This is a genomic window from Priestia sp. JV24 (assembly GCF_025910025.1).
GTDB lineage: Bacteria > Bacillota > Bacilli > Bacillales > Bacillaceae_H > Priestia > Priestia megaterium.
In genome coordinates, this window is sequence record NZ_JAPCIN010000024.1 from 292,534 (window position 1) to 317,659 (window position 25,126).

Annotated in this window: 22 protein-coding genes; 10 read left to right on the forward strand and 12 right to left on the reverse strand. The window is 38.3% G+C overall.

Going from position 1 to position 25,126, the window contains the following annotated elements; all coding sequences use genetic code 11:
- Positions 1-168 precede the first annotated feature (168 nt).
- The 7 genes from OK414_RS27120 to OK414_RS27150 are packed head-to-tail and all read left to right on the forward strand — an operon-like array spanning position 169 to position 7,520.
- Complete coding sequence (locus OK414_RS27120; protein ID WP_263045929.1) at positions 169-1,269, forward strand: glycosyltransferase family 4 protein; 1,101 nt, start codon at positions 169-171, stop codon at positions 1,267-1,269.
- On the forward strand, positions 1,266-2,204 hold the full coding sequence (locus OK414_RS27125) for a glycosyltransferase family 2 protein (RefSeq protein WP_013059871.1): 939 nt from the start codon (positions 1,266-1,268) through the stop codon (positions 2,202-2,204). Before OK414_RS27120 ends, OK414_RS27125 begins: the two co-directional genes overlap by 4 nt.
- Before the next feature lie 2 nt (positions 2,205-2,206).
- The gene (locus tag OK414_RS27130) at positions 2,207-3,925 is read left to right on the forward strand and encodes a DUF6020 family protein (RefSeq protein ID WP_263045930.1); all 1,719 of its coding nucleotides are present in this window, start codon (positions 2,207-2,209) and stop codon (positions 3,923-3,925) included.
- A complete protein-coding gene (locus tag OK414_RS27135) occupies positions 3,925-4,260 on the forward strand; it encodes an EamA family transporter (protein ID WP_013059873.1) in 336 nt (111 codons plus the stop codon). Before OK414_RS27130 ends, OK414_RS27135 begins: the two co-directional genes overlap by 1 nt.
- Positions 4,253-4,585, forward strand: a complete 333-nt coding sequence (locus OK414_RS27140; RefSeq protein ID WP_016765961.1) for an EamA family transporter — start codon at positions 4,253-4,255, stop codon at positions 4,583-4,585. The genes OK414_RS27135 and OK414_RS27140 overlap by 8 nt, the downstream gene beginning before the upstream one ends.
- Positions 4,586-4,615: 30 nt before the next feature.
- The gene (gene murJ, locus OK414_RS27145) at positions 4,616-6,118 is read left to right on the forward strand and encodes a murein biosynthesis integral membrane protein MurJ (protein WP_016765962.1); all 1,503 of its coding nucleotides are present in this window, start codon (positions 4,616-4,618) and stop codon (positions 6,116-6,118) included.
- Between the two features lie 25 nt (positions 6,119-6,143).
- Positions 6,144-7,520, forward strand: a complete 1,377-nt coding sequence (locus tag OK414_RS27150) for an O-antigen ligase family protein (RefSeq protein ID WP_043977555.1) — start codon at positions 6,144-6,146, stop codon at positions 7,518-7,520.
- Between the two features lie 28 nt (positions 7,521-7,548).
- Here OK414_RS27150 and OK414_RS27155 read toward each other — a convergent pair whose 3' ends face one another.
- From OK414_RS27155 to OK414_RS27195, 9 genes are all read right to left on the reverse strand, one after another.
- Positions 7,549-9,348: a cation:proton antiporter gene (locus tag OK414_RS27155; RefSeq protein WP_095380183.1), complete on the reverse strand. Its 1,800-nt coding sequence runs from the start codon at positions 9,346-9,348 to the stop codon at positions 7,549-7,551.
- Positions 9,349-9,574: 226 nt separating this feature from the next.
- Positions 9,575-11,320 carry a thiol reductant ABC exporter subunit CydC gene (cydC, locus tag OK414_RS27160; protein WP_263045944.1) on the reverse strand — a complete coding sequence of 582 codons (1,746 nt, stop codon included), beginning with the start codon at positions 11,318-11,320 and terminating at the stop codon, positions 9,575-9,577.
- Positions 11,320-13,032, reverse strand: a complete 1,713-nt coding sequence (gene cydD, locus OK414_RS27165; protein ID WP_263045931.1) for a thiol reductant ABC exporter subunit CydD — start codon at positions 13,030-13,032, stop codon at positions 11,320-11,322. The genes cydC and cydD overlap by 1 nt, the downstream gene beginning before the upstream one ends.
- The gene (gene cydB, locus OK414_RS27170; protein WP_263045932.1) at positions 13,032-14,048 is read right to left on the reverse strand and encodes a cytochrome d ubiquinol oxidase subunit II; all 1,017 of its coding nucleotides are present in this window, start codon (positions 14,046-14,048) and stop codon (positions 13,032-13,034) included. The genes cydD and cydB overlap by 1 nt, the downstream gene beginning before the upstream one ends.
- Positions 14,035-15,441, reverse strand: coding sequence for a cytochrome ubiquinol oxidase subunit I (locus tag OK414_RS27175; RefSeq protein ID WP_263045933.1), 1,407 nt, complete (start codon positions 15,439-15,441; stop codon positions 14,035-14,037). The genes cydB and OK414_RS27175 overlap by 14 nt, the downstream gene beginning before the upstream one ends.
- 301 nt (positions 15,442-15,742) lie before the next feature.
- Entirely contained in the window at positions 15,743-16,198 is a 456-nt protein-coding gene (locus tag OK414_RS27180; RefSeq protein WP_013059882.1) for a threonine/serine exporter family protein, read from the reverse strand.
- Positions 16,199-16,212: 14 nt separating this feature from the next.
- Positions 16,213-16,974, reverse strand: coding sequence for a threonine/serine exporter family protein (locus tag OK414_RS27185; RefSeq protein WP_016765969.1), 762 nt, complete (start codon positions 16,972-16,974; stop codon positions 16,213-16,215).
- Between the two features lie 144 nt (positions 16,975-17,118).
- Positions 17,119-18,129, reverse strand: a complete 1,011-nt coding sequence (locus tag OK414_RS27190; RefSeq protein WP_263045934.1) for a LacI family DNA-binding transcriptional regulator — start codon at positions 18,127-18,129, stop codon at positions 17,119-17,121.
- A gap of 95 nt (positions 18,130-18,224) precedes the next feature.
- The gene (locus tag OK414_RS27195) at positions 18,225-19,001 is read right to left on the reverse strand and encodes an alpha/beta hydrolase (RefSeq protein ID WP_034648201.1); all 777 of its coding nucleotides are present in this window, start codon (positions 18,999-19,001) and stop codon (positions 18,225-18,227) included.
- 189 nt (positions 19,002-19,190) lie between these two features.
- On the opposite strand from OK414_RS27195, the gene OK414_RS27200 reads away from it, so the two are divergent.
- The gene (locus tag OK414_RS27200; RefSeq protein ID WP_263045935.1) at positions 19,191-19,352 is read left to right on the forward strand and encodes a hypothetical protein; all 162 of its coding nucleotides are present in this window, start codon (positions 19,191-19,193) and stop codon (positions 19,350-19,352) included.
- Positions 19,336-20,577 (forward strand): sugar porter family MFS transporter, encoded by a 1,242-nt coding sequence (locus tag OK414_RS27205; RefSeq protein ID WP_263045945.1) that lies wholly within the window; start codon positions 19,336-19,338, stop codon positions 20,575-20,577. Before OK414_RS27200 ends, OK414_RS27205 begins: the two co-directional genes overlap by 17 nt.
- 72 nt (positions 20,578-20,649) lie before the next feature.
- On the opposite strand, the gene OK414_RS27210 is transcribed toward OK414_RS27205, so the two are convergent.
- The 3 genes from OK414_RS27210 to proB all read right to left on the reverse strand — a co-directional run bounded on the left by OK414_RS27210 (position 20,650) and on the right by proB (position 22,992).
- A complete protein-coding gene (locus tag OK414_RS27210) occupies positions 20,650-20,787 on the reverse strand; it encodes a hypothetical protein (RefSeq protein WP_162837675.1) in 138 nt (45 codons plus the stop codon).
- A gap of 130 nt (positions 20,788-20,917) precedes the next feature.
- Positions 20,918-22,162 carry a glutamate-5-semialdehyde dehydrogenase gene (locus OK414_RS27215; RefSeq protein WP_095380177.1) on the reverse strand — a complete coding sequence of 415 codons (1,245 nt, stop codon included), beginning with the start codon at positions 22,160-22,162 and terminating at the stop codon, positions 20,918-20,920.
- Entirely contained in the window at positions 22,159-22,992 is an 834-nt protein-coding gene (gene proB / locus OK414_RS27220) for a glutamate 5-kinase (protein WP_205662064.1), read from the reverse strand. Before proB ends, OK414_RS27215 begins: the two co-directional genes overlap by 4 nt.
- A 243-nt stretch (positions 22,993-23,235) precedes the next feature.
- Here proB and cstA point away from each other — a divergent pair, with 243 nt between their 5' ends.
- Complete coding sequence (cstA, locus tag OK414_RS27225) at positions 23,236-25,044, forward strand: carbon starvation protein CstA (RefSeq protein ID WP_013085534.1); 1,809 nt, start codon at positions 23,236-23,238, stop codon at positions 25,042-25,044.
- The last annotated feature ends 82 nt before the right edge of the window (positions 25,045-25,126 follow it).

A 25,126-nucleotide genomic window follows, 5' to 3' on the forward strand; every position in this document is an offset into this window, starting at 1 on the left:
AGTAGGTGTGCTATAATATTGTGATGTTGGCGATATGCAACCCATTTTTGCATGTTTATCAATGAAATCACTCAACTTAATAGTAAGACGATACATGTAAGCTCTATTTAAATGAACACCCGTTGTCATTATCATAAACTAATAAAGAAAAATAGGTGTGAAACAATCATGAAAATTTTGTTGATTTCAAATATGTATCCTTCAGAACAATTCCCGAGCTATGGTGTATTTGTTCAAAACACTGAAAAAATTTTAGTTCAACATGGTATTCAAGTTGATAAAATTGTCATGCAAAAAAAGACAAGCAAATTAAGCAAGCTTTTTAGCTATGCTTCTCATTATGCTAATATCGTCTTGACGGGCTTGACAAAAAACTACGACTACCTTTACGTACATTATGCATCTCATAATGCTCTTCCGTTGCTGATTCTTAAAACGCTAAAGAAGAATGTGAAGATTGTGACAAATGTTCATGGTTCAGACGTTGTACCTGAAGTACCTTCACAGGAAAAGTATCAGCCTAGAGTAAATAATTTATTGCACCATTCTACTAAAATTATTACTCCTTCTCCTTATTATAAAGGGCTCGTTGAAGAGAAATATAAGGTTCATAACCCAATCTATATTTTTCCAAGCGGAGGAGTGAATAAAGATCTGTTTCACCCTTATGCAGATAAAAGCAAAGCTTATCAAGAACTAAACTTGGACCCTACTACCCGTTATCTTGGATGTGTAAGCCGCATTGATGTGGGTAAAGGATGGGAATACTACCTGCAAGCAATTGCAAAAGCTGAACAACAAATGCCCACTTCTTACAAATACCTATACGTTGGAAGCGGAAAAGATGAAGCTGCATTTAAGGAAATGATCAAGACTCTAGGTCTAGAGGAAAAAGTCATCCATTTCCCTCTCCTTCCTCAGTCCTCTCTTGCTTACGTATATAATGCAATTGAAGCATTCGTGTTTCCGACCGTAAGAAAAGGAGAAAGTTTGGGCTTAGTCGGCCTCGAAGCTATGGCTTGCGGGGCACCCGTAATTGGGAGTCAGATTGGTGGTCTAAAAGATTACATTATAGACGGAAAGAATGGTCTATTCTTTGAGCCTAAAAATGTAGACGAATTAGCTTCACAGCTACAGGCTTTTATTAATCTTCCTGAAGATGTGAAACAGCAAATGTCTCAACAGGCGTTACAAACAGCAAACCGCTACACAGTAGATGTAATTGCTGAACAACTCCCAACAATTTTTTTTGATGAGGTGGAAAAATGAAAGTCGCAGTTTTAATTCCTTGTTATAACGAGGAAGTAACAATTGGAAAAGTAATTGACGATTTCAAACGTGAACTGCCTAGTGCAGATATTTATGTGTACGATAACAATTCAAAAGATCGCACAAGTGAAATTGCACTTGAACACGGGGCGATCGTCAAAAAAGAATTCAAGCAAGGAAAAGGAAATGTTGTACGTTCGATGTTTCAAGAAATTGATGCAGATTGTTATGTCATGGTAGATGGAGATGATACGTATCCTGCAGAATTTGTTCATCAATTAATTGAGCCTATTAGAAATCGAGAAGCTAACATGGTCATTGGAGATCGTTTATCAAACGGAACGTATCTCGAAGAAAACAAACGTGCTTTCCATAATTTTGGTAATAACTTAGTACGTTCTTTAATTAATGGCCTGTACAAAAGCAACATTAAAGATATCATGACAGGTTATCGTGCGTATGATAAATTATTTGTAAAATCAATACCTGTGATGAGCCCGGGATTTGAAATTGAAACAGAAATGAGTCTTCACGCGTTAGATAAACGCTTCCGCCTAAAAGAAATCGCGATCGATTATCGCGATCGACCTGAAGGCAGCGAATCGAAACTTAATACGTTCTCTGATGGGTTTAAAGTGTTACGAATGATTTTTACGTTATTTAAAGAGTACAAGCCGCTTCAGTTCTTCTCCATTTGGACAGTGTTGTTTATTGTCGCAGGATTAGCTGTTGGTGCTCCAGTACTTTATGAATTTTTTGATACAGGCTTTATTACCAAAGTACCGTCATCTATCTTAGCAACTGGATTGATGGTGTTAGGTGTTTTATCTTTCGTCTGTGGATTAATTCTAGATACAATCGCTTCATTAAATCGCAAGCAATATGAATTAGAACTAAATAAAAAAATTGAACAGATTGAACAAGTAGGAGAATAACAATGATGAAGAATAAAAAAAGTATTTTACTGCTTACAGTAACAGCTTTAATTATTCTTATCGGTTTAAGTATTGGTAATCCAGACGGTGTTCACTATCTTTCCCTTTTTGCTGCACTTGTATTTACCATCATAAGCTCTATTTTTATTTATAAAAATAGAGCTTATGCTTCATTTAAACCGCTAGAATGGCTATTGCTGATTGTTTTTTCGTTTATCGTACAGTTTTCACTTTTAGATAACTTACATATGACGAGCTCAACTATTTTCTTACTCGTTTTGTATGCCATCAGCCGTACTCTATTGGCAATACTGCTGACGGCCGCTGTACTCAGCGCTATCAAACAGATAAACGATTTTCACTATACATTTGCACATCCAAAGCGTTATCTAGGAATTGTTACGATTCTTATTTTAGCTGTTAGCTTATATTACTGGTTCGCCTTTTTCCCAGCGGCCATGACTCCCGATTCATTAGCACAGTGGAGACAGGCACATAACGGAGAATTTAACGATTGGCACCCTATTATGATTACGTGGCTGATTATGCTGCTGACAAAAATATGGGATAACCCAGGAATTGTAGCGTTCACGCAAATTGTTGTTGTAGTAAGCATATACGCCTATACGTTTGATTTTTTCATTAAACGCAAAGCACATCCTGTTATGATTGGATTTTTAACAGCTATCATTGTCATTATTCCAAGCTTTTTAATCTTTTCAATTATTATTTGGAAAGATATTTTATACAGTGCTTTTCTGCTGTTTTTTACGGTGAATATTGCAAAAATCTATTTGTCAAAAGGTGCTTGGATTAAAAGCAAAGCAAGCTTTTTCTTACTTTTACTTTCCGCATTTGGAGTAGCTTTCTTTAGACATAATGGTTTTCCTGTATTCGTCTTGACTTTCCTTTTAATGATCGTCTTATTCAGAAAAAATTGGAAACCTCTTGTCACGATTTTCTTAGTTGTCTTTATTTTACAAAAGATTGTTACAGGACCTGTGTTCGCGTGGCTTGATGTACAGCCTTCGGATCCAAATGAAGCTTTGTCTATTCCAACTCAACAAATTGCAAACATCATTTCAAATGATGGGGAAATGTCCAAAGAAGAGCGCGAATATTTTAATAAAGTGCTCCCTATTGAATTGTGGAAAGAAAAGTACAATCCATATAAAAGCGATCCTATTAAATTCACTTGGAAATACTACGACCGCGAGTTTATTTTTAATGATCTAGGTCTTTACTTTAAGAATTATGCTAGCATTGTCATCAAAAATCCTTATCTAGCAACGGAAGGCTTTCTCAAACAAACGGCTTTAGTATGGCAAATCAATCCTTTTAAAGATGGCTATACAGATACGTATGTAACCAACATTTATTACGGCAATGATTTAGGTCTTAAAAATAAAGTAATCGAGCCGTTTATTACGCATACTGCCAATGCTTACTTAGCTATTTTTAAGCACCCTGTTTTTACATTCTTATGGAAACCAGCTTTTTATCACTGTGTCATTTTATTATTTTCATTAATGCTAGTGATTCGAAGAGGAATTACGTCACTTATTATCGTCATTCCTTGGGCTCTTAACACGCTTTCTGTTCTTGCGGCATTGCCGGCTCAAGATTTTCGATATTTATTAGCAAGCGTATTTGTGTCTTTCTTCTTTATTGGTCTTCCTTTTATCCGATTTGATCAGAAAGAAAGGGATGTGACCTCCTGATGGAGAGCAATTACAACAAAAAGCTAGGAATCACACTCATTATCGTGGCTTCCCTGTTTACAGCTGTTGGACAACTTTTTTGGAAGTTGTCCGAAGCTTCATTTAACTTAAATTTAATTATTGGTTTTTTTCTTTATGGATTAGGAGCGGTTTTTATGATTGCCGCTTTTAAATTTGAAAGAGTTTCCTTACTTCATCCATTTTTAAGCCTAGGATACGTAATCAGCATTGCTCTTGGTTTCTTTCTATTAAATGAAACCATTAGCCCTATGAAGCTGGTCGGTACTCTTATTATTATCGTAGGTGTAATTTTAGTAGGTGGCCAAGATGAATAGTATCCCGCTTTTACTTATTATGACTCTTTTAGGTTCAGTTGGAGCTGTCTTTTTCAAGTATATTTCTACGTATTTAAATGAAAAAAAGATAAAGCTAGCGCTTATTTGCTTTGTGGGTGGCGGCCTTTTTTACGGGGCGGCAGCTCTGCTTAATGTGTATGTTTTAACGCTGTTACCTTATTCTATTGTATTTCCGCTCACGTCTATTACGTATATTTGGACATTAACATTCGGTTACTTTTTAATTAAAGAAAAAGTTACAACAAAACAAGTTATCGGCTGTATTCTTCTAATTGTCGGATGCTTCTTTATTGCTAATAGTTGATGAGATAACTTGAAAAGGTAGGAGTTTCGCATGAAAAACTTAAAATTCGCGAGCATTTTACTGCTCATATCAACATTATTTTTGAAATTTTCTAGTATGATTCGTGATTTAGTTATTGCTAACTATTTCGGTACAAGTTATATTGTCGATTCATACAACGCAGCAATGATCATTCCAAACGCTTTTATTTTATTTATGTTAACGGGGATGAAGGATGCGTTTATTCCTAGTTATTTACGTTATGAAAAAGAAAATAAAGGAAAGGTTCATTTGACTAATATTGTTAAATCAACCTTTCTTATTTGTTTCATTATTTCGGTTCTCGGATCAATTGCCGCTTTCTTTTACTTTCCCGCTTCGTATTCTAATTTTTCCAAAGCAGCAATTGAACTAGGAATTTATACGGGCGTTATGTACTTTTTATCTCTTTCACTAGTTGGAGTGAATGCCGTATACGAAGGTGTATTTGATGCACGAAGTCAATATTCTTTCTCCGTGTTTTCTCAAACGGTTGTTGTACTCTTTACGATTTTAAGTACAATCCTATTACATTCAATCATGGGCGGCTATGCAATTGCTCTTGGATATTTTGTAGGAACAATTGCTTCTTTCTTAATTAAAGTTGTCTATTTTAAACCGCAGCATCTGCTGTTATGGAAGCAAAAAATTGACCGTGATGAAGTGGTGGCTTTTTATAAAGTATTCATCCCTGTTGGTGTGACCATTATGGTCGGTCAAATTAATTTAACTGTAAACTTCTTCTTTGCCGGCTCCTTTGGTGAAGGTGTTATTTCATACTTAAATTACGCCTTCAGACTTGTAAGTATTCCCCAGGCAATATTCGGGGTTACGGTCGCAACCATTATTTATCCGCTGATTGCAAGAGCCATTTCTGAAAAAGATGAAGAACGCTTTAAATCGGGAATTGAAAAAGGGATTACGTTTATGCTGATGCTGCTGATTCCGACGATTGTTATTATGATCTTTTATATGAAAGACATTGTAATGATTGCTTATCAGCGCGGTGCATTTGACGCAAATTCGACGTTAAAAACAACGGATGTATCTTATTATTACCTAGGTTCGGTGTTTTTTTATTCGCTGCAAGCTGTTCTTGCAAAAGGATTTTATTCTCTTCAAAAAGGTTATCTTATTATGAGAGCAGGCTTATTATCCATTGTGTTAAACATCATCTTTAACATGATTTTCACTAAATTTATGGGATACCAAGGATTAGCACTTTCCATGTCAGTGGTTGCCTTTTTCTATACGGCCATCGTATTCGTTATGCTGGCAAAACAAATCAATCACTTCCATTACGGATATCTAGTGAAAGAAACAGGAAAAATTCTTTTAGCTTCCGTACCTGTTGCTATCCTCATGTTCTTCTTGAAGGACATCGCATTTTTGAATTCATTACATGTTATCTTACGATTTGGTATTGTCTGTCTTGCAGGTGGTTTAGTATACTTAATGTCGACGCTATTATGCAGAGTAGAAGGTGTTATGCTTTTAGTTAAAAGAAAACGTTAATTCACGTAAAACAGGAGAGTACTATATGAAGAACACATACTGGTTATTTTTTCTGTTCGTTGGTTTTATTTCAATTCAGCCAATTATTGATATGCTAACGACGTACATGGTTTTGAACATGGATAGTGGTCTCTCAATTGGGGTTGTTATTCGCTTTCTATATATGATTTTTGCAGGTGTCCTACTTTTAGTGTTTGCCAAACAATCAAAATGGGCTAGATATTCGATTATCTACCTTATTGTTTTTGCACTCTTTCTTGGACTCAATATCTACTTAAATCATCAATGGAAAGATCCTTATTATATTGGGCAAGAAATTAAATTTTTCAATAAGGTTGTTTATATGAACGTTACATTACTTGGAATGATTGTGATGTTTTCACATTATCGATCGTCTTTGGATGTAAAAAGAATACTGAGCAAAAACTTATTGACTGCTTCACTCATCATCAGTATTGTTTTTATCGGTACAATGCTAACAGGTACAGCACTAGAGAGTTATCAGTATAATAAAATCGGATTCAAAGGCTGGTTTTATGCAGCGAATGAGCTAGGGGCAACCATTGCTATTTTGCTTCCTCTCACACTGCTTTTAGCTTTAGATAAAGTACGTTCGTTTTCAAAAGCTTATTACTGGATTCCTTTTATCTTGTTAGCTGTTTCGTCCATCATGCTTGGAACGAAAGTAGGCTTAGGTGCCGTTATTCTTTCTTTAGTTGTAGCGACAGTGGTCTTATTTGCAAAATTATTTACGAATAAACGCAGCTTAATTAAAGCCAACTTAGTAATCTCAATTCTGCTTTTAATTGTAACCGGAGCAACCACTCCGATTTCTCCAGCTTATAAAAACACATATACGCACATCGATATGTTAGAGGCTAAAAAAGAGAAAACAAAGCAAGAAAAGCCGGAAAAGAAAGAAAAAGAAAAGCCGGCTAAAAAGAAAAAGCAAAAGGAATCAAATTTAGATGACAAAGATATTCAAAATCTGATTCTAAGCAGCCGTGAGCAATTTTTAGCTCATCATAAGGAAGAGTATGCAAAAGCACCTATTGCAAGAAAAATGATAGGTATGGGCTTTTCTGGTGACTATACAAAACAGCTTCCGCCAAAGATGATTGAAATGGATTTTTATGACCTATTTTTCTCTTTAGGTATCATCGGATTTTTACTATGGGTTCTTCCACTTCTAGTAGTTGGTTTAACCGTATTGGTTCGATTATTTAAAAACCCGTCACAGCTTCTTGATGAAAGCTTTATGATGTATAGTACAGCAATTGTATTAGCTCTTGGAATTGCTTTTGTAGCTGGGCATGTCTTCACCGCACCAGCCGTTACTATCTATTTTGCAGCAGCAGCTGCTTATCTGTTCGTCATTCATTTTAAACAAAGACAAGCATAAAAAAACAGGCCATTGAAGGCCTGTTTTTTTATGTTTTTAATGGCTGAAGGCTTAACACCGTATCACCTGCATTAACGTTTATTTCTTGATCATGAGCAAAAAAACTCAATGCCTTTCCCTGCTTGCTCACTGCTAGTAAAAGAGAAGCATCGCTTTTCTCCTCAAGATATGTTTCATACGTATATTCATCCGTAATTTTTGTATTGTAAATCGTATATCCGTGCTCCATTTTATGATGCAGAAACTCCCACGTAATTCCTTTCTTAAAAAGCATGCGTCCTCTTACCGTGTGCATAATTTCATCGACATCTTCTCTTGAATCTTCTTGGTCACGAATACTCAATTGAAAAACATTGTTCCGTCCCATATCTTGAAGAAAAGCCGTACAAACAAGTGCATTATATGCATCTAACTCAGTTGCAGCAATCACGTATTCATAAGGAGTTAAATCTAGATGATATTCCGTTTGCTCAGCTAGAACTTCTCCGTGATACACATCTACTTCCGCTCTGCGCGCAACTCTTAACCGCTCCCACGAAGAATCAGCAACTAACACTGGATAGCCCAGTTGCTTTAACTTGGAAGCAAAGGCAACCGTAAAATCATTGCTTCCTACAAGCAAAATACCAGGTTCTTCTCCAATTGATAAATCAAGCTTCTTAGCTAGCCATGAAAGGGAAAAACCGTGTGCACAAACCGTAGCAAATACTAAAGCAAATGTCAGTGTTGTTAGGATGGAAGCATCTTTAAATCCTTCATCGATTAGTACTTTCGCAAAGTAACTTGAGACCGTTAACGCCACAATGCCGCGCGGGGCAATCCAGCCAATCAGTATTTTTTCTTTTATAGATAAATCTGTCCCTACCGTTGATAAAAAGATGGAGACAGGTCTGACAATAAACAGCATAAGTAAAACAAACAAAATAATATTCCAATGAAAAATTTCAGTAATGGTCTTCATCGTCAGTCCAGCCGTTAACATGATAAAAATAGTAGAAGTCAATAGAACCGAAATGTTTTCTTTAAAATGTCGCATATCACTAATAGATGAAATATGCATATTAGCAAGGGTAATCCCCATCGCTGTCACTGCTAGAAGACCTGTTTCATGCTTAATTTCATCAGCTATCGTAAAGCAGGCAATAACCACAATAAATACGACCGGAGATTTTAAATACTCTGGAATATGCCCCTTTTGAAACATCCATCCTATTCCGCGGCCAAGAAGCCATCCTATTAAAACTGCAAGAATAGAGGCTGCAAAGAAAAAGAGAATTGTTTTTCCACTCACTTCTCTCAGCACTAAAAATTGAACAATTTCAAACGAAAAAACGGCCAGCAGTGCACCAAATGGATCAACAATAATACCTTCCCATTTTAAAATCGCTGCTGGTTTTGGTTTTAATTTAGCTTGTCGTAAAAGAGGTAAAATCACGGTTGGACCCGTCACAATAAAAAGCCCTCCGATAACAATTGCCACCGCCCATGATAAATCCGCTATATAATGAGCAGCTAAAGAGCCTAAAATCCAAGCTAGCATGGCTCCGAGCGTCACAATGCGAAACACAGGCTTTTCGATTCCCCTTACCTCTCTCATATCTAAGTTCAAGCTGCCTTCAAATAAAATAACAGCTACAGCAATCGATACAAAAGGATCAAAAAGCTGTGCAAATTGTGCTTTAGGGTCAATTAAACCTAAAATAGGGCCTGTTAGTAGTCCAATAATTGACATCACGACAATTGCTGGTAACTTAAATCTCCAAGCCAGCCACTGAGATAGAACTCCTAGTCCCACTACGAGCGTGATATGTATAAGCATAGGTTCCATTGTATCTTCCTTCTCTCGTTCGCATAATGTGTATATATTTTCCCTAAAATAAACCGATGTTATACAGGAAGAAACAAACACTACCTTGTTTTACCACTTTTTCAAAAATGCTAAACGCATACTCTTTTCTTTGAATCCAAGCTGCTTTCTTTCGTTCGACACATATTTTACTCGTGTTTGTCGAATTTCACTTTATTATCAAATAATAAAAAACCTTTAGCTTCTGCTAAAGGCTTTTTGCCGGATGATCCAATTCATATAGCTTTTGATAGTGACTGTTCGTCGCAAGTAATTCATCATGCGTTCCTCGAATGGCTATCTTACCATCTTGCAAAAATAAGATTTCATCCATTTTTTCCATCCCAACTAAATTGTGCGTAACCCAAATTAAGGTTTTATCTTGAAGAGTTTCAAAGATAGTGGATAACAAACGCTTTTCAGTCATAGCATCCAACCCTGCAGTTGGCTCATCTAGCATAACAATTGGTGTATGCTGAAGCAGAACACGTGCTAACGCAATCCGCTGACGTTCTCCTCCCGAGAAGCGCTGACCTGTTTCGAGCATCGGCGTTTGATATCCTTGGTGCAAACCTTCCACAAGGGAGTGCATATTCACTTGCTTCATGGCCTCAATTACTTCTTCTTTTGTGGCCTCTTCATTAGCTAGTAATAAATTGTTGGCTACGCTTGTATTAAATAAATAAGGATTTTGATTTAATACAGAGATGAGTTTTGGTACATCTTCACGAAATTCAGCAACAGACTGACCGTTTAGTTGAACTGTGCCTTCTGTAGGTGTTAAGGAGCCTTGCAGCAACTTTAATAGAGTCGATTTTCCAGCTCCACTCTTGCCAAGAATCGCAATTTTTTTCCCTTGCTCGACTTGAAATGAAAGATCATGAATGACTGAATCCTCCTCATTACTATAGCGAAAGCTTACATGCTCAACTTTTAATCTAACCGAATTCCATGAACCTTTATAAGGTAGAGAAAGAGTATGTTTTTTCTTTTCGTTCACATATTCCCAGTTCTTTTCCATTTCCTGTACTCTATTTAATGATTCTTCAAACTGAGGAATCTTTTCTACTGCATTGGATACTGGCAGCAGCGCTTCAGATAAAGGAAATACTACTAAAATAAAAGCAGCAATAAACACACCTGCAAGCTCTTTATCTGCAAAAAGAGAAGCTCCAAACCAAATCATTGTGACAATTAAACCTGCTACAATAAGTTGTCCAAACAATTCTCGGTAATACGTCCATAGTTTAAGCTTACGACCCATGCCGTCTAACTCATTTTCTGTTTTGTCATACGAATGAAAAAATGACTGCTGCTGACCGCTTAACACCCAATCAGCAACTCCTAAAAAGCCGTCTGTGACCTTGGCATATAACTGTGCTTTGCTTGATTTATATCGCTGATTGGCTGCCTTCATATGCCAAAGGGAAAAAAGCGGCATTACTACTACTAATAAAAATAAATAGAGGGCAATCAAACATGCAAACTTTAGGCTAAAGAATCCTAACGCTACAATCGAAATAACGTATAAAATAACAGCTGAAATTGTTGGAAGAATGGTACGCAAGAACAAGTCTTGTAAACTTTCAATATCTTCCGCGAGAACTCCTAAAACATCTCCTGTTTGATAGCGAGATGTAGCAATTAAAGGTTCAATCAAATGATAAAGACGCGTACGCATTTTAGCTAAAATGCGAAGAATAAAATCGTGACTGACAAGACGCTCCGCATAACGGAAAGCGGCTCGGCTTAAACCAAATGTACGCACAAGTACAATTGGAACATACACCAATAAAATCGTTTCTGGCCGTAAGGAAGAAGCTGAAATCAAATAACCTGACGTGAACATTAGCGCGCAAGCAGAACCAATCGTTAACAAGCTTAGTAATAAGATAGAAAAGATACGATATTTATATGTTTTAAAGTAGGGCCATATCCAACTTTTATATTTCATCATATCTCCTCCTCATCATGTAAAAATTGATAGTAAGCTCCTTTTTTTTGAATCAGTTCTTGATGATTACCGATTTCTGCAACCTTTCCGTCCTCTATTACAACAATGAGATCCATTTCTTTCATCCAATGCAGACGGTGCGTAGCTAAAATAAATAACTTATCCTGGAACATCGTTAAAATATCTTGCTTTAATTCATATTCCGTTTCAATATCAACTTGTGCCGTTGGTTCATCAAGCATAATAATAGGACGGTCGCTTAGAAATGCCCTTGCTAGAGCAATCCTTTGAGCTTGGCCGCCGCTAAGCTGTCGTCCCCCATCCCCTATCATTTCATTTTCCTTCTTAGGCATCTGTTGAACCGTTGATAAAAGTCCTGCTTTCGTTAAAGCATCTTCATAATCATATGAGCCGCCTCTGTCTTGATAAAATTCAATATTTTCTTTTACTGTTCCATTAAAAATAAATGGGTGCTGTGGGATATACGTAATCTGCTTTTGCCAAGCATCTGAGCGTAAATCAATTGGTACGCCGTTTACTTCAGCAGAGCCTTCTGTAGATTGTACAAAGCCGCTTAGTATATCAATAAGCGTCGATTTTCCAGCTCCGCTTTTTCCGATGATTCCAATTTTCTTCATTCCTTTAACATGCAGTGACACATCTTCAAGAGAAGGTGGATGTTCTTCGTCATATTTTACAGTGATATGCCTTAATTGAAGTTCACTGTTTTCAGTCCAACTAGGAACATCTTCTTTTTTAGCCGGCGATTTTTCAGCCTGCTTCACAATCTTAAGTAATGCATCTCCGGATTCTTTTCCGTCTAATGTTGCATGGTAATCATTTCCGACTTCTCGTATCGGCAGGAAATATTCAGGCGCCAGCAATAAAATCATAAGTGCAGGCTCTAATGTCATAGACCCGTTTACGAGCCGCAAACCAAGCATAACAGCCACGATGGCTACAGATAACATCGTAAAGAAATCTAAAGCAAACGTAGATAAAAAAGCAATTCGGAGCGTTCCCATTGTCGCTTTTCGATAACGGTCACTGGCTCTTTCAATCGTTTCAGCATGCTCCTTACTTTTCCCGAGAAATGTTAACGTTTCTAACCCTCGAAGCGAATCTACAAAGTGGTTGGACAACACGTGATATGTCTCCCATTGGCTATCTATTTTTTTTTGTGCAGCCAGTCCGAGCAAAATCATAAATAAAATTAAAATTGGCATGGTCACAAGTAAAATAATGCCTGAAAGCCGATCATGGTACCAAACGAAAGCAAGCACCAGCCAAGGTGTTACGCTAATGGCAGCCAGTTTAGGCAAAAACAGCTCGAGATAAGCACGAAGCTTCTGTAGGCCTGTGGTGATGAGCGTCACCAAGTTTCCTGTTCCTTCATCTTTGGTAAAACGCGGTCCTAATGAAAAAATGCTTTGCATGACTATCAAACGAAGTTCCTGAGTCGTTTTGACTCCAAATTGATATGCTGTTTTTTTTACTATAAAACCTACGATCTGACGAATCATAAAGGCAGACAAAAACAATCCGATTGCTTTTGTCTGCGAAGTTAAACTTTCACCATGAAAAAGAGCGGTAACTACTTCGGCGAGCCACTTAGCTTGAAAAATAATGGCTACACTTTGAATAGTAATAAGCCCTATTAACATGGCAAGAACCATTTTTATTCCGTTGTAAACCATTAAATTTCTACCCATTAATACTCCATATGCTCCTTATGATCTACACGTTTTCTGAAAACGTAGTAGCTCCAAATTTGATAACCTAACACAAAAGGCAGTAATGCAATAGCAGCGTAAGACATAATTTTTAAGGAATAATTCCCTGATGCTGCATTATGAATCGTTAAACTATAGCTTTGATTGATTGAACTAACCAAAACGGTTGGAAACAATCCTGCAAATATAGAGGAAATTGATAAAATTAAAATTAAGCCAGACATAGCAAATGCCCATCCGTCTTTTTTACGTGTAAGGAAAAATCCTGCTAGTAAATACACGAAAATACCGATGAAAAATGTATATAGCATCAAGCGGCTATGATTACTGAATAAATCCGTTTCAAAAAACGTCATGCCTGAAAAGATAAGAAGTAATAAAGCATTTATAGGCAAAAGCTTCATAGCGACCTTCCGTGAACGATCTCTAATATCGTCCATCGTCCGGATCGTGGCAAAAATAAGTCCGTGCCATAAGCAAAGCATTGTTAACGTAACGCCGCCTGTGATGGTATATAGATTAACAATATCCAAAAAGCCGGCATTCATTTGCATGTTGCGCTCAACAGGCAGTCCTTTCATTAGCGCTGAAAATAAGATACCAAAAATGAGCGGTGGAAAAAGACTTCCAAAGAAGATAACCCAATCCCATGCATTTTTCCACGCTTGTTTTTCAACTTTCCCTCGAAATTCAAATGCTACACCGCGTCCGATAAGGGAAAGCAAAAGAAGAACAAAAAGAACATATGCCCCGCTTAATAGCGTTGCATACCAGTTTGGAAAAGCGGCAAACATAGCACCGATTGCTGAAATTAGCCAAACTTCATTTGCATCCCAAAAAGGACCGATTGTATTAATAAAAGCTCGGCGCTCTAAGTCGTTTCTTCCTAAAAAACGAGACACCATTCCAATCCCAAAATCAAAGCCTTCTAAAAAGATAAAACCAACAAAAAGAATGGATACTAGTAAATACCAGAATTCATTAAGAGAAAACATTGTATCCCTCCTTTGTAAATGGATCAGTTGATACTACTTTTGTATGTGCTTCGTGATCATGATCTGGACCTTTTTTAATTTCTTTAACGAACAAGAACACCATAATCACAGCTAAAATTAAATAAAAGAACGAAAACGAGATAATAGAAAACAGCAATTCACCTGCTGTTACACCAGGAGACACGGCATCTTCCGTTTTCATATAGCCAAATACAACCCAAGGCTGACGGCCAATCTCTGTCATAATCCAACCTGCTGAGCTTCCCAGGAACGGAAAGGCAATGGCAATCGTCATAATACGTAAAAATAGTTTGCTTTCTTGAAGTTTTTTACGAGAAAGCAAGTACGTGCCCCAAATGCCTAATGCACATAATACGCCACCTAGACCAGCCATAATGCGGAAACTCCAAAATGTTGTCCGAACGGGTGGAATATAATTTCCTGCTCCATATTTCGCCGTATACCGCTCCTGCAGCTCGTTCATCCCAGGAACGGAACCTGAAAATTTCCCGTATGATAAGAAGCTTAATAAATAAGGTATTTTGATTTCCCCCGTATTTTTCTTTTCATCGGGGTGAATATTTGCTGTCACCGTCCAAGCGCCTGGACTTCCGCTGTTTTCCCATAATCCTTCACTTGCGGCCATTTTCATCGGCTGTGTTTTAACTAAGTATCCAGCCTGTTCATGACCAGATAATGCAATTCCTACACCTGAAACTAACCCTACAATAATGGCAACTTGAAATGATTTTTTGGCAAAAGCCAAATGTTTTTTCTTCAAGAGCATAATGGCACTGACACCCGTGATAAAAAAGGCGCCTGTTGCAAACGAACCTAAAATGGTATGAGGGAATTCAACCCACAGCTGGCCGTTTGTTAGCAATTTAAAGAAGTCATTCATTTCTAAACGGCCATTATTCAGCTCCATTCCAACCGGATGCTGCATAAAAGAATTAGCCGTTAAAATAAAGAACGCCGAAAAAATAGTACCTAGACTAACAAGCCAAATACATAGACAGTGCAGCCATTTAGGTAAACGATCCCACCCGAAAATCCACAGTCCAAGGAAAGTGGACTCCATAAAAAACGCGAGCAGTGCTTCAATAGCAAGCGGCGCACCGAATACATCTCCTACAAACCTTGAGTACTCTGACCAGTTCATGCCAAACTGAAATTCTTGTAAAATACCTGTTACGACTCCGACAGCAAAGTTAATCAGGAATAAGTGCCCCCAAAACTTTGCCATCTTTTTATACTCTTCATCTTTTTTTACTACGTACATCGTTTCCATGATCGCTACTAAAAAGACAAGACCGATAGATAGCGGTACAAAGATAAAATGAAACAGCGTCGTTGATGCAAATTGAATACGTGATAGTATAACTGTATCCATCTTCTTTCTCCTTTCATATATAAGAACATTCATCATTTCCATAGATACTTTGCTCATTTCTGAGCATCTTTTACTTACATTGTGAAACATTGAGCATAATAATTCGAGAGATATGCTCAATGTTTCACATACATATGTAATATCTCTCTTTCTATTTACATAGTATAGTCTATTTTTTTAGCTGTGCACGTGCATTTTTTGAACGTTTTTAGACTAAAACGTGACTTTCTTGTGACAAAAAAGTGAAGGATCTCTTTATTTTTCTCATAAAAAAAGCACGCTCTGATTTGAGCTTGCTTCTCTATGGTCGATATTTTGCTTTGGCATTTAATTTAGACTGACGAATGATTTGGTTGATGACTTCAGAAAACACAATACCAATGGCAATTGAACCTGAAATCATAAAGGCTTTTGCTGCAAGACTAATCGCTTCATTATAGTTATTTTCTACAAAGTTACGCATGGCATCGTATGCTGTTCCTCCCGGAACTAGCGGAATAATACCTGCTACGGTGAAAATAATGATCGGCGTTCGATAAATTTTTGCGTAAATTTGACTAATAATAGCAATAAAGAAGGCCGATGCAACTGTGCTTGGAATTTCATCTACGCCATAGAACGTTAGCAAATAGTAAATGAGCCAGCCAATCATTCCGACAAAGCCACTTTTTAATAATGATTCACGTGGAACATTAAAGATGATCCCAAATGCTGCTGAAGCAATAAAACTTGTAATTATCTGCTCTACGATATGCATATGATGCCTCCCTTCTATAGAAGTGTAAATACAATGGCAATACCTGCACCGATAGCGAATGCCGTCAGAAACGCTTCTGCTCCTTTTGATAATCCAGACAGTAAATGTCCCGCCATTAAATCTCGCACTGCATTGGTAATGGATAAGCCAGGAACGAGTGGCATAACGGATCCAATAATAATTTTATCAATTTGCGTGCCTACTCCTGAAGCGACTAAAAGAGCTGATAAAAGTCCAATAACTAACGAAGCGGTAAACTCAGCAAAAAAGCGAATCGGAATAAGGCGGTGGAAATACACCACGGTTAAAAATCCGAGACCTCCTGAAAACATAGCTGGAATAAAGTCCGTCCATAAACCTTGAAACATGATTAAAAAGCATCCGCTAGAAATGGATGCAGCTGCAAGTTGAACCCATAGTGGAAAAGCTACGTTTGTTGCTTCAATTTCTTGTAGCATTTCATACGCTTCCTCCAAGGAGATGTTTCCTTGACTGATTGTTCTTGAGACGCTATTTACCATGGTTACTTTTTTTAAATCTGTCGTTCGTTCGGAAATACGAATTAACTTCGTTTTCGTCGGTTCTTTCGTTTCAAGTGAAAACATAATCCCTGTTGGCGTCACATAGCTGTGGGATTTTTTTATACCGTAAGACGCTGCAATCCGCATCATTGTGTCTTCTACTCGATACGTTTCTGCCCCGCTTTCTAACATAATTTTACCTGCTAGTAAGCTAACGTCCATAATTTCATATTTATCTAATTTTTGTTGTGTCATCAAATCGCTCCAAACATATTAAAGCTTGGTTTTTCCCCCTACAGCATACAGTGTATAAGAAAGAGGGAAGTGGACGCAATGGTTAATGTAAAAAAGTGTGGACTTTTTGTCTCACACTTTCAGGAATAGTATATACATTCCTTATCAATTCATACGTTTTGTGGTCTCGCGCTCTACTAATATAGGTGCCATTTTATACTGTATCTGATCTATTTCTTGCTGATCCTGAATTTGCTGAAGTAAGAGGTTTACTGCTTTTTCAGCCATTTTTTCCATCGGTTGACGGATAGTTGTTAGTGGAGGATGCGCTTCACTAGCTTCAGTAATATCATCAAACCCTATAACAGACAAATCTGATGGAACGTGAAGCCCATTTTGCCACGCACAGTGTATCACTTTCAGAGCGATGTAATCCGTAGCACAAATAAGCGCAGTTGGAGGCTCTGGATGATGAGCTAGCTCATTTATAAACTGATATAGTTCATCTGAGTTATTCATATCTTCTTTCACAAACTTTGCGTTTGCTGACGGTACATACTGATAAAAAAGAGACAGACGGTGCTTGACTCCGCTTACAGCTTTTCCAACGAACCCTATATTCTTATGACCAAGGTCCGTTAAGTGAGCAACAACTAATTGCATTCCCACCGCATCATCTACATGTACAATCGGCCAAAGTGCAGAAGAGGCGTCTCCTGTAAGAGAAACGTAAGGCGTTTGATATTGTTTTAATACATCTACAAACGGATGCTGAGCAGCTACATAGTCTAATAAAATGACCCCATCAAACCAATGGTTCATCATAACATTTAATTGACGCTCAGCCGTTGTTTCTTCGTAATCCGTGTGTCCAATAAGAACGTCCATCCCTCGACTTTGGACTTGTTGCTGTACCTTTTTTAATAGTTCAATTAGAAACGGATCTTTTAAATCTCTAATTAATATCCCGATAATCCCTGTTTTTTGGGCCCGAAGAGCTGCCGCAAATGGATTCGTCTGATACCCCAAATGAGCTGCTGCTTTTAGCACTTTTTGTTTAGTTGTTTCACTAATTTTAATTTTACCTTCTTTATTATTGAAGATTCTTGATACCGTAGCTAATGAAACACCCGCTTCTTTTGCTACTTCTGTAATCGTGACTTTTTTTCTCCCCATTCGTACCGACTCCCATTTCCTTTTAGTCTATCGACCAAGTAAACATTTTTCTTTATTATACTACTAGAAGCCGGCACCACTGAAAACTACCTTCCCTACTTTTCACTAAACAGCCACTTCAACACATCTTGAATTTTTTGATCCCAATATGCCCAGTCGTGACTTCCTTTTCCTTCTTCATATGTAAAACAAATAGCCTCTTGCTTACAACGCTCGGAAAAACGTTTATTTTCCTGATATAAAAAATCTTCCGTTCCACAGCATTGATAAATACGCGGAGTCACTTCTCCATAGCGCCGGCGATTTTCAAGCAGCCAGAAAAGATCATCCTCAGGTCTAATAACAGGGGGCATGCCAAAAATCAAAGGATAATCTAAGAACTGAACTTCTCCTCGCCCTCCAAGCCCTTCAACGTCCATCACTCCTGATAAACTGGCAGCTGCAGAAAATTGATGTGGTTTGCGAAACGCCCATTTTAAGGCGCCGTACCCTCCCATAGAAAGGCCAGCTACAAAATTATCTTCTCTTTTTTCCGATAACGGAAAGAATGATCTAGCCAAGTGAGGAAGTTCTTCTGTTACAAACGTCCAATACTTCTTTCCATAAGCCATATCTCTATAAAAGCTGCGATCTACATTTGGCATTACAACTGCAAGTCCTAATTCTGATGCGTAGCGTTCAATCGAAGTTCTTCTCATCCATATCGTATGATCATCAGAAAGGCCGTGTAATAAATAGAGCGTAGGGTGTTTCTCACTTCTTGTATTGGTTTGTAAACCAATTTGAGATTTTGTTTGCTGCGGTATCAAAACGTTCATTGAAGTACTTATTTGCAATACTTCTGAAAAAAAATCACATTGCATAAACGCCATATTTCTCTTCCCCCTATTTTTTCTTCCCTATTGGTTGATAACAAAACGTACATAATTCATATAAAAGTTGAAAAATAGTTTGATTATTTACAATTTTTAGTTTAACATAAAAACATCTTTTATGAAAACGTTTTACGTATAACGTTTTTTTAATTGAAATAGTGACGGTGATTCAAAGGAGGAATTTATATGGGGATAGTAAAAGTAACTTCTGACGAGTATAAGGAGCAAAAAGGAAATCTATTTTTCGTGATTTTCATTTCATGTGCAGCTGCTTTTGGAGGGTTGCTTTACGGCTATGACACAGCCGTCATTTCAGGAGCTATTGGGGTTGATGAAAGTACATTTTAATCTTAGTCCAACGATGGTAGGTTTTGTTGTATCTAGTCTGCTGCTCGGTGGTGCCGTTGGGGTACTTGCTTCGGGAAAACTGAGTGATCGATTCGGTAGAAAAAGCATCTTACTTTTAGCAGCTTCTTTATTTGTCGTATCCGCAATTATGCAAGCGCTATCTTCATCCATCTCTTTTGTGATTATTTCTCGAATTATTGGAGGACTAGGCATTGGTATGGCTTCTGTTCTTTCTATTACCTATATTTCTGAAATAGCCCCTCCGCACATGCGTGGCCGCTTAGGCTCTCTATACCAATTTGCTGTTGCCGTTGGGATTGTTTCTGTCTATTTTGTAAATGACTACATTTTATCTATTGGGGAAGACGCTTGGCAGAATTCCACGGGATGGCGCTACATTATCGGTGCTTCTGGTATTCCAGCTCTTTTATTTCTTCTTATTCTTTCTCCTGTTCCTGAAAGTCCGAGGTGGCTGGTAAAAGCAAACCGCACTTTAGAAGCTATGGACATTTTAATTAAAATCAATGGTACACACATTGCACGCCAAGAGCTGTATCATATTGAGCAATCGTTAAAAGAAAATCAACCAGCTTCTCTTTCGCTTTTTAAAGAGGCCTGTCTTCGAAAAGCGCTGCTTATGGGTATTCTACTTGCAGCCTTTCAACAGCTTGTCGGAATTAATGCCATTATTTATTACGCCCCGCAAGTTTTTGAAGCAGCTGGAGCTAGAGGAGATTTATCGCTCCTTGTTACGTCTATGATTGGTGTGGCTGCCTTTTTAGGCGTTCTTTGTTCCATGTGGCTTATCGACCGGATTGGCCGCAAAGCTTTATTGCTTATTGGCACAGCTGGTATGGCCGTTACGCAGCTTCTCGTTTCCTTTGGGTTTCATTTTCAAGGTACTGAAGGGTTGACTACTAGTTTACTTATTGTTTTTTATTTATTTCTTTTTAATATTTCTATGGGACCGGTTGTATGGGTTGTGATTTCTGAAATTTTTCCTAATCACGCGAGAGGCTATGCAATGTCTATTTCTACGTTTTTCTTGTGGGTAGCTAATTGGTTTGTATCTCAGTTTTTCCCTATCCTTTGGAACAAAGCTGGAGGATCTTTTACATTTTTATTCTTTATGGTTATGTGTCTCGCTTCATTTTTGTTTATATGGAAGTGGGTTCCGGAAACAAAAGGAAAGTCACTTGAAGAAATTGAACATATGTGGAAGTAAAAGAAGAGGTTGGGATATAACCAAATGAATCCAATCTAAAGACGAACAAATGGGATACATGAGCTAAACGGCTTATGACACCGTAGTTGATTTCCGTGCAAGACTTCGCTTTCCGCGGGCGGCCGCTGAGCCTCCTTGTCGCTTGCGCTCCTGCGGGGTCTCATCTGTTCCGCTTTTCCCGCAGGATCCTTCGTCTCGCTCTCCAATCAACTACTAGAAGAATCTAAACAAATGAAAACTATGTTCATCCTAACAAAAAAAACGAACCACTAATCAAAAATTTTGATCAATGGTTCGTTTTTACTTTGTCTAAAATATTTTCGTCCCAGCCTCTTCTTTTTTATCGAATTTGTCCATCTCCGTAAATAATATATTTTAGCGTTGTTAATTCTTTTAATCCCATCGGTCCACGCGCATGAAGCTTTTGTGTACTAATTCCGATTTCTGCCCCGAAACCAAACTCTTCTCCGTCTGTAAACCTCGTTGAAGCATTCACATAAACAGCGGCTGAATTAACGCGCTGTAAAAAACGCTGAGCATGGGCATAATTTGTTGTGACAATCGCTTCAGAATGATGTGAACTATGAACATTAATATGGGAAATCGCTTCATCGATATCATCTACGATTTTAACCGCCATGATGAAATCCAAGTATTCTTTCTTCCAATCCTCATCCCCTGCGGGAACAAGATCTGGAACGATTGTTACCGCACGTTCATCACCGCGTACTTCTACATCTTTCTCTCGTAGCGCTTGAACAATAATCGGCAAAAATTCATGAGCCGCTCGTTTATGGATAAGCAGCTTTTCGGCTGAGTTACACACCGCTGGACGAGATGTTTTTGCATTAATGACAATATTGGCCGCCATGTCACCGTCATATTCTTCATCAACATAAATGTGGCAGTTCCCAGTTCCTGTCTCAATAACGGGAACCGTTGCATTTTTTACCACCGCTTCAATTAAACCAGCACCGCCTCGAGGAATTAATACATCGATATATTCATTTAATTTCATTAACTCCAGTGCTGTTTCTCTCGACGTATTTTCAATAAGCTGTACGCTATGCTCAGGCAACCCTGCACTTGCCGCAGCTTGAGATAATACAGAAACAATCGCTTGATTCGAATAAAACGCCTCGCTACCTCCGCGCAAAATAACTGCATTTCCTGCTTTTAAGCATAAGCCTGTTGCATCACACGTAACGTTTGGACGCGCTTCATAAATAATTCCTATGACACCAATAGGTACACGCTGCTGTCCAATTTGTAAGCCATTTGGTCGCTTCGCCATAGACAGCACTTCTCCTACCGGATCTGCAAGCGCAGCTACTTGGCGCAGGCCGTCTGCCATTCCGTGAATCCGCTCTTCATTTAAAGATAGACGATCCAACATCGCTTTTGACGTGCCTTTTTGAACGGCTTTTTCTACGTCTAATTTATTTGCTTTTAAAATCGCCTCTTGTTGATCCAATAGAGCAGCCGCCATTTTATAAAGTGCCTGCTGTTTTTGTTCGCTCGTTACATTTCCTAAGAAATAAGAGGCTTCTTTTGCCTGCTTTCCTTTAAGCTGCAATTCACTCATTTCATTACTCCTTCAGCTTGTTTTAAGAATAACGTTCCAATTTCTTGGCCTTCAATAATATCTCGCAAAATACTTGGTTCTTTACCATTTGCTAAGATTAAGCTCACGCCTGCACTTGTAGCTGTTTTAGCAGCGGTAAGCTTTGTGACCATTCCGCCTGTTCCAACATCCGTTCCGCTATCTCCAGCAAAATTCTCAAGCTCCGGTGTGATGCCATCTATTACTTTCATTAATTTAGAGTTAGGGTTTTTTGTGGGATCTGAATCAAAGAAACCGTCAATATCAGATAAAATAACAAGTAAATCTGCGTGAATCAAAACTGAAACAATGGCAGATAAATTATCGTTATCTCCAAAACGCACGATGTTTTCAATTTCATCGATTGCAACCGTATCGTTTTCATTCACAATAGGAATTACTTTGTCTTCAATTAATTTTTCAAACGTGTTCACAACGTTATTGCGCACATGTTCATCTTCGATTACATCCTTCGTTAACAGTACTTGACCAACGATGTGGCTGTACTCACCAAAGAATTTACTATAGATATGCATAAGCTCACATTGCCCGACAGAGGCCGCTGCTTGTTTTTCTCGAATAGAAGTTGGCTTTTCCTTTAACTTTAGCTTTTTTACTCCCACTTGAACGGCACCTGATGTAACAAGCACAACTTCTTTTCCTGCATTCATTAAATCAGATAAAACACGCGCTAGTTTTTCAATGCGTGCTAAGTTAATATCTCCATTATCATAGGTCAACGTAGATGTCCCTACTTTGACTACAACACGCTTGCTATTTTGTAACTCTTGACGATGGTTCACTCTTTTCATCTCCCTAACTAAAACACCTAAATGCGTACTAATTTTTTTAAAAATTATAGCAGAGATTATGCGAAAAGTCTTATAGTTTTTTAAAGGGAATTTGAACTTTCTAATTTTTTAAATAATTAAGGGAAAAACTGGTGATAAAAGCGCTTTCTTCTTTTATAATGAAAGTTGTAAGGGGAACACACAATTACATAACGTTGTGTAGTAGTACAAACATCAGACAACTAAGGGATAGGGGGATTTTTAATGAATGCGGTTACGATTGTTATTGGATCTATCTGTATTTTAATGATTGCGTATCGGCTATACGGAACATTCATGGCTGTTAAGGTCTTGAAACTAAACGATTCGCAAAAAACGCCAGCACATGAACTTGAAGATGGGAAAGATTATGTGCCAACCAACCGATGGGTAACATTTGGTCATCACTTTGCAGCTATTGCAGCTGCAGGTCCGCTTGTTGGACCTATTTTAGCAGCTCAGTTTGGCTATTTGCCCGGACTGCTCTGGCTTTTAATAGGAGCTGTAATCGGAGGAGCCGTTCACGATGCGGTTGTGTTATTTGCATCTATGCGCCAAAAAGGCCAGTCGCTTTCCGAAGTGGCTAAAAAAGAGCTAGGACCTGTCGCTGGTTTTTGTACAGGTTTAGCTATGCTTTTTATCATTACCATCACAATGGCCGGTTTATCTATGGTCGTGCTACACGCACTTGAGAAAAATCCTTGGGGTACATTCGCTGTTGGAATTACGATTCCGATCGCAATGGGGGTAGGTATTTACCACAAAAAAACCGGTAATTTAAAAGCGGCTTCTACTGTCGGCTTCATTTTAATTTTAATCGCCGTATTTAGCGGTCCTTATATTCAAGGAACAGCTTTAGGAGATTTTTTAACGCTAGATATTAAAACACTTTCAATTATTCTTCCCGTTTATGCATTTTTCGCAGCGGCCTTACCCGTTTGGCTGCTTTTAGCACCTCGAGATTATTTAAGCAGCTTTATGAAAATTGGTGTCTTTATCGCGCTGATTGTAGGCGTGTTTTTCGTAAATCCAGCAATTCCATTTCCTGCAGTTACTGAATTTATTCACGGAGGCGGCCCTATTTTAGCAGGACCTGTGTGGCCGTTCATTTCCATTACGATCGCCTGCGGTGCTATTTCCGGCTTCCATGCATTTGTTGGTTCAGGGACAACCCCTAAGATGCTCGACCGTTGGAGTGACATTAAAGTTGTAGGCTTCGGGGCGATGTTAGTCGAATGCTTGGTAGGAATTATGGCATTAATTGCCGCAACAGCTTTACATCCTGGAGACTATTTTGCAATCAACTCTACACCTGAAGTGTTCAAAACGCTCGGCATGAACGTGACAGCTCTTCCTCAGCTTAGCCAAGAGATTGGTCTAAACTTAGAAGGCCGTACAGGCGGCGCTGTTACACTGGCCGTAGGAATGACATATATCTTCACGGAAATTCCTTGGTTCAGCCACCTGTCTTCTTACTTTTTCCAATTCGTCATTATGTTTGAAGCAGTGTTTATTTTAACTGCTATCGACGCGGGTACACGCGTTTCCCGCTATTTAATTCAAGACTTTTTCGGTGAATTTTATAAGCCATTGAAGCGAGTAGACTGGCTTCCGGGGTCCATTTTTGCAAGCGCCCTAGCCTGTTTTATGTGGGGGTACTTATTGTTCTCAGGAGATATTGGCTCAGTTTGGGCGCTGTTCGGCGTATCGAATCAGTTAATGGCCTCTATTGGTTTAATTATTGGAGCAACCGTTATTCTTAGAATTGCAGATAAACGCTCCTATATGCTTACTTGCCTTATTCCACTAGCCTACCTTTACGTAACGGTTAACTACGCAGGTTATTGGATGGTTAAGAATGTCTATTTAAATGAAGCTGCGGCAGGTTACAGCATATTAAATGCGACTCTTTCAATCATCATGCTTATACTCGGTCTCATTATTATGATTGCTGCGATTCAAAAATGGACGCAGCTTTGGCGCACGCCTCAGGCTGAACTGGCAGCGAAAGCAAACTTATCACAAAATATATAAAACGAACACGCTTGCTTATATAAGCAAGCGTGTTTTTAATATGGTAATAGCCGGTCAAAATAATTGCACACCAGGCATTTTT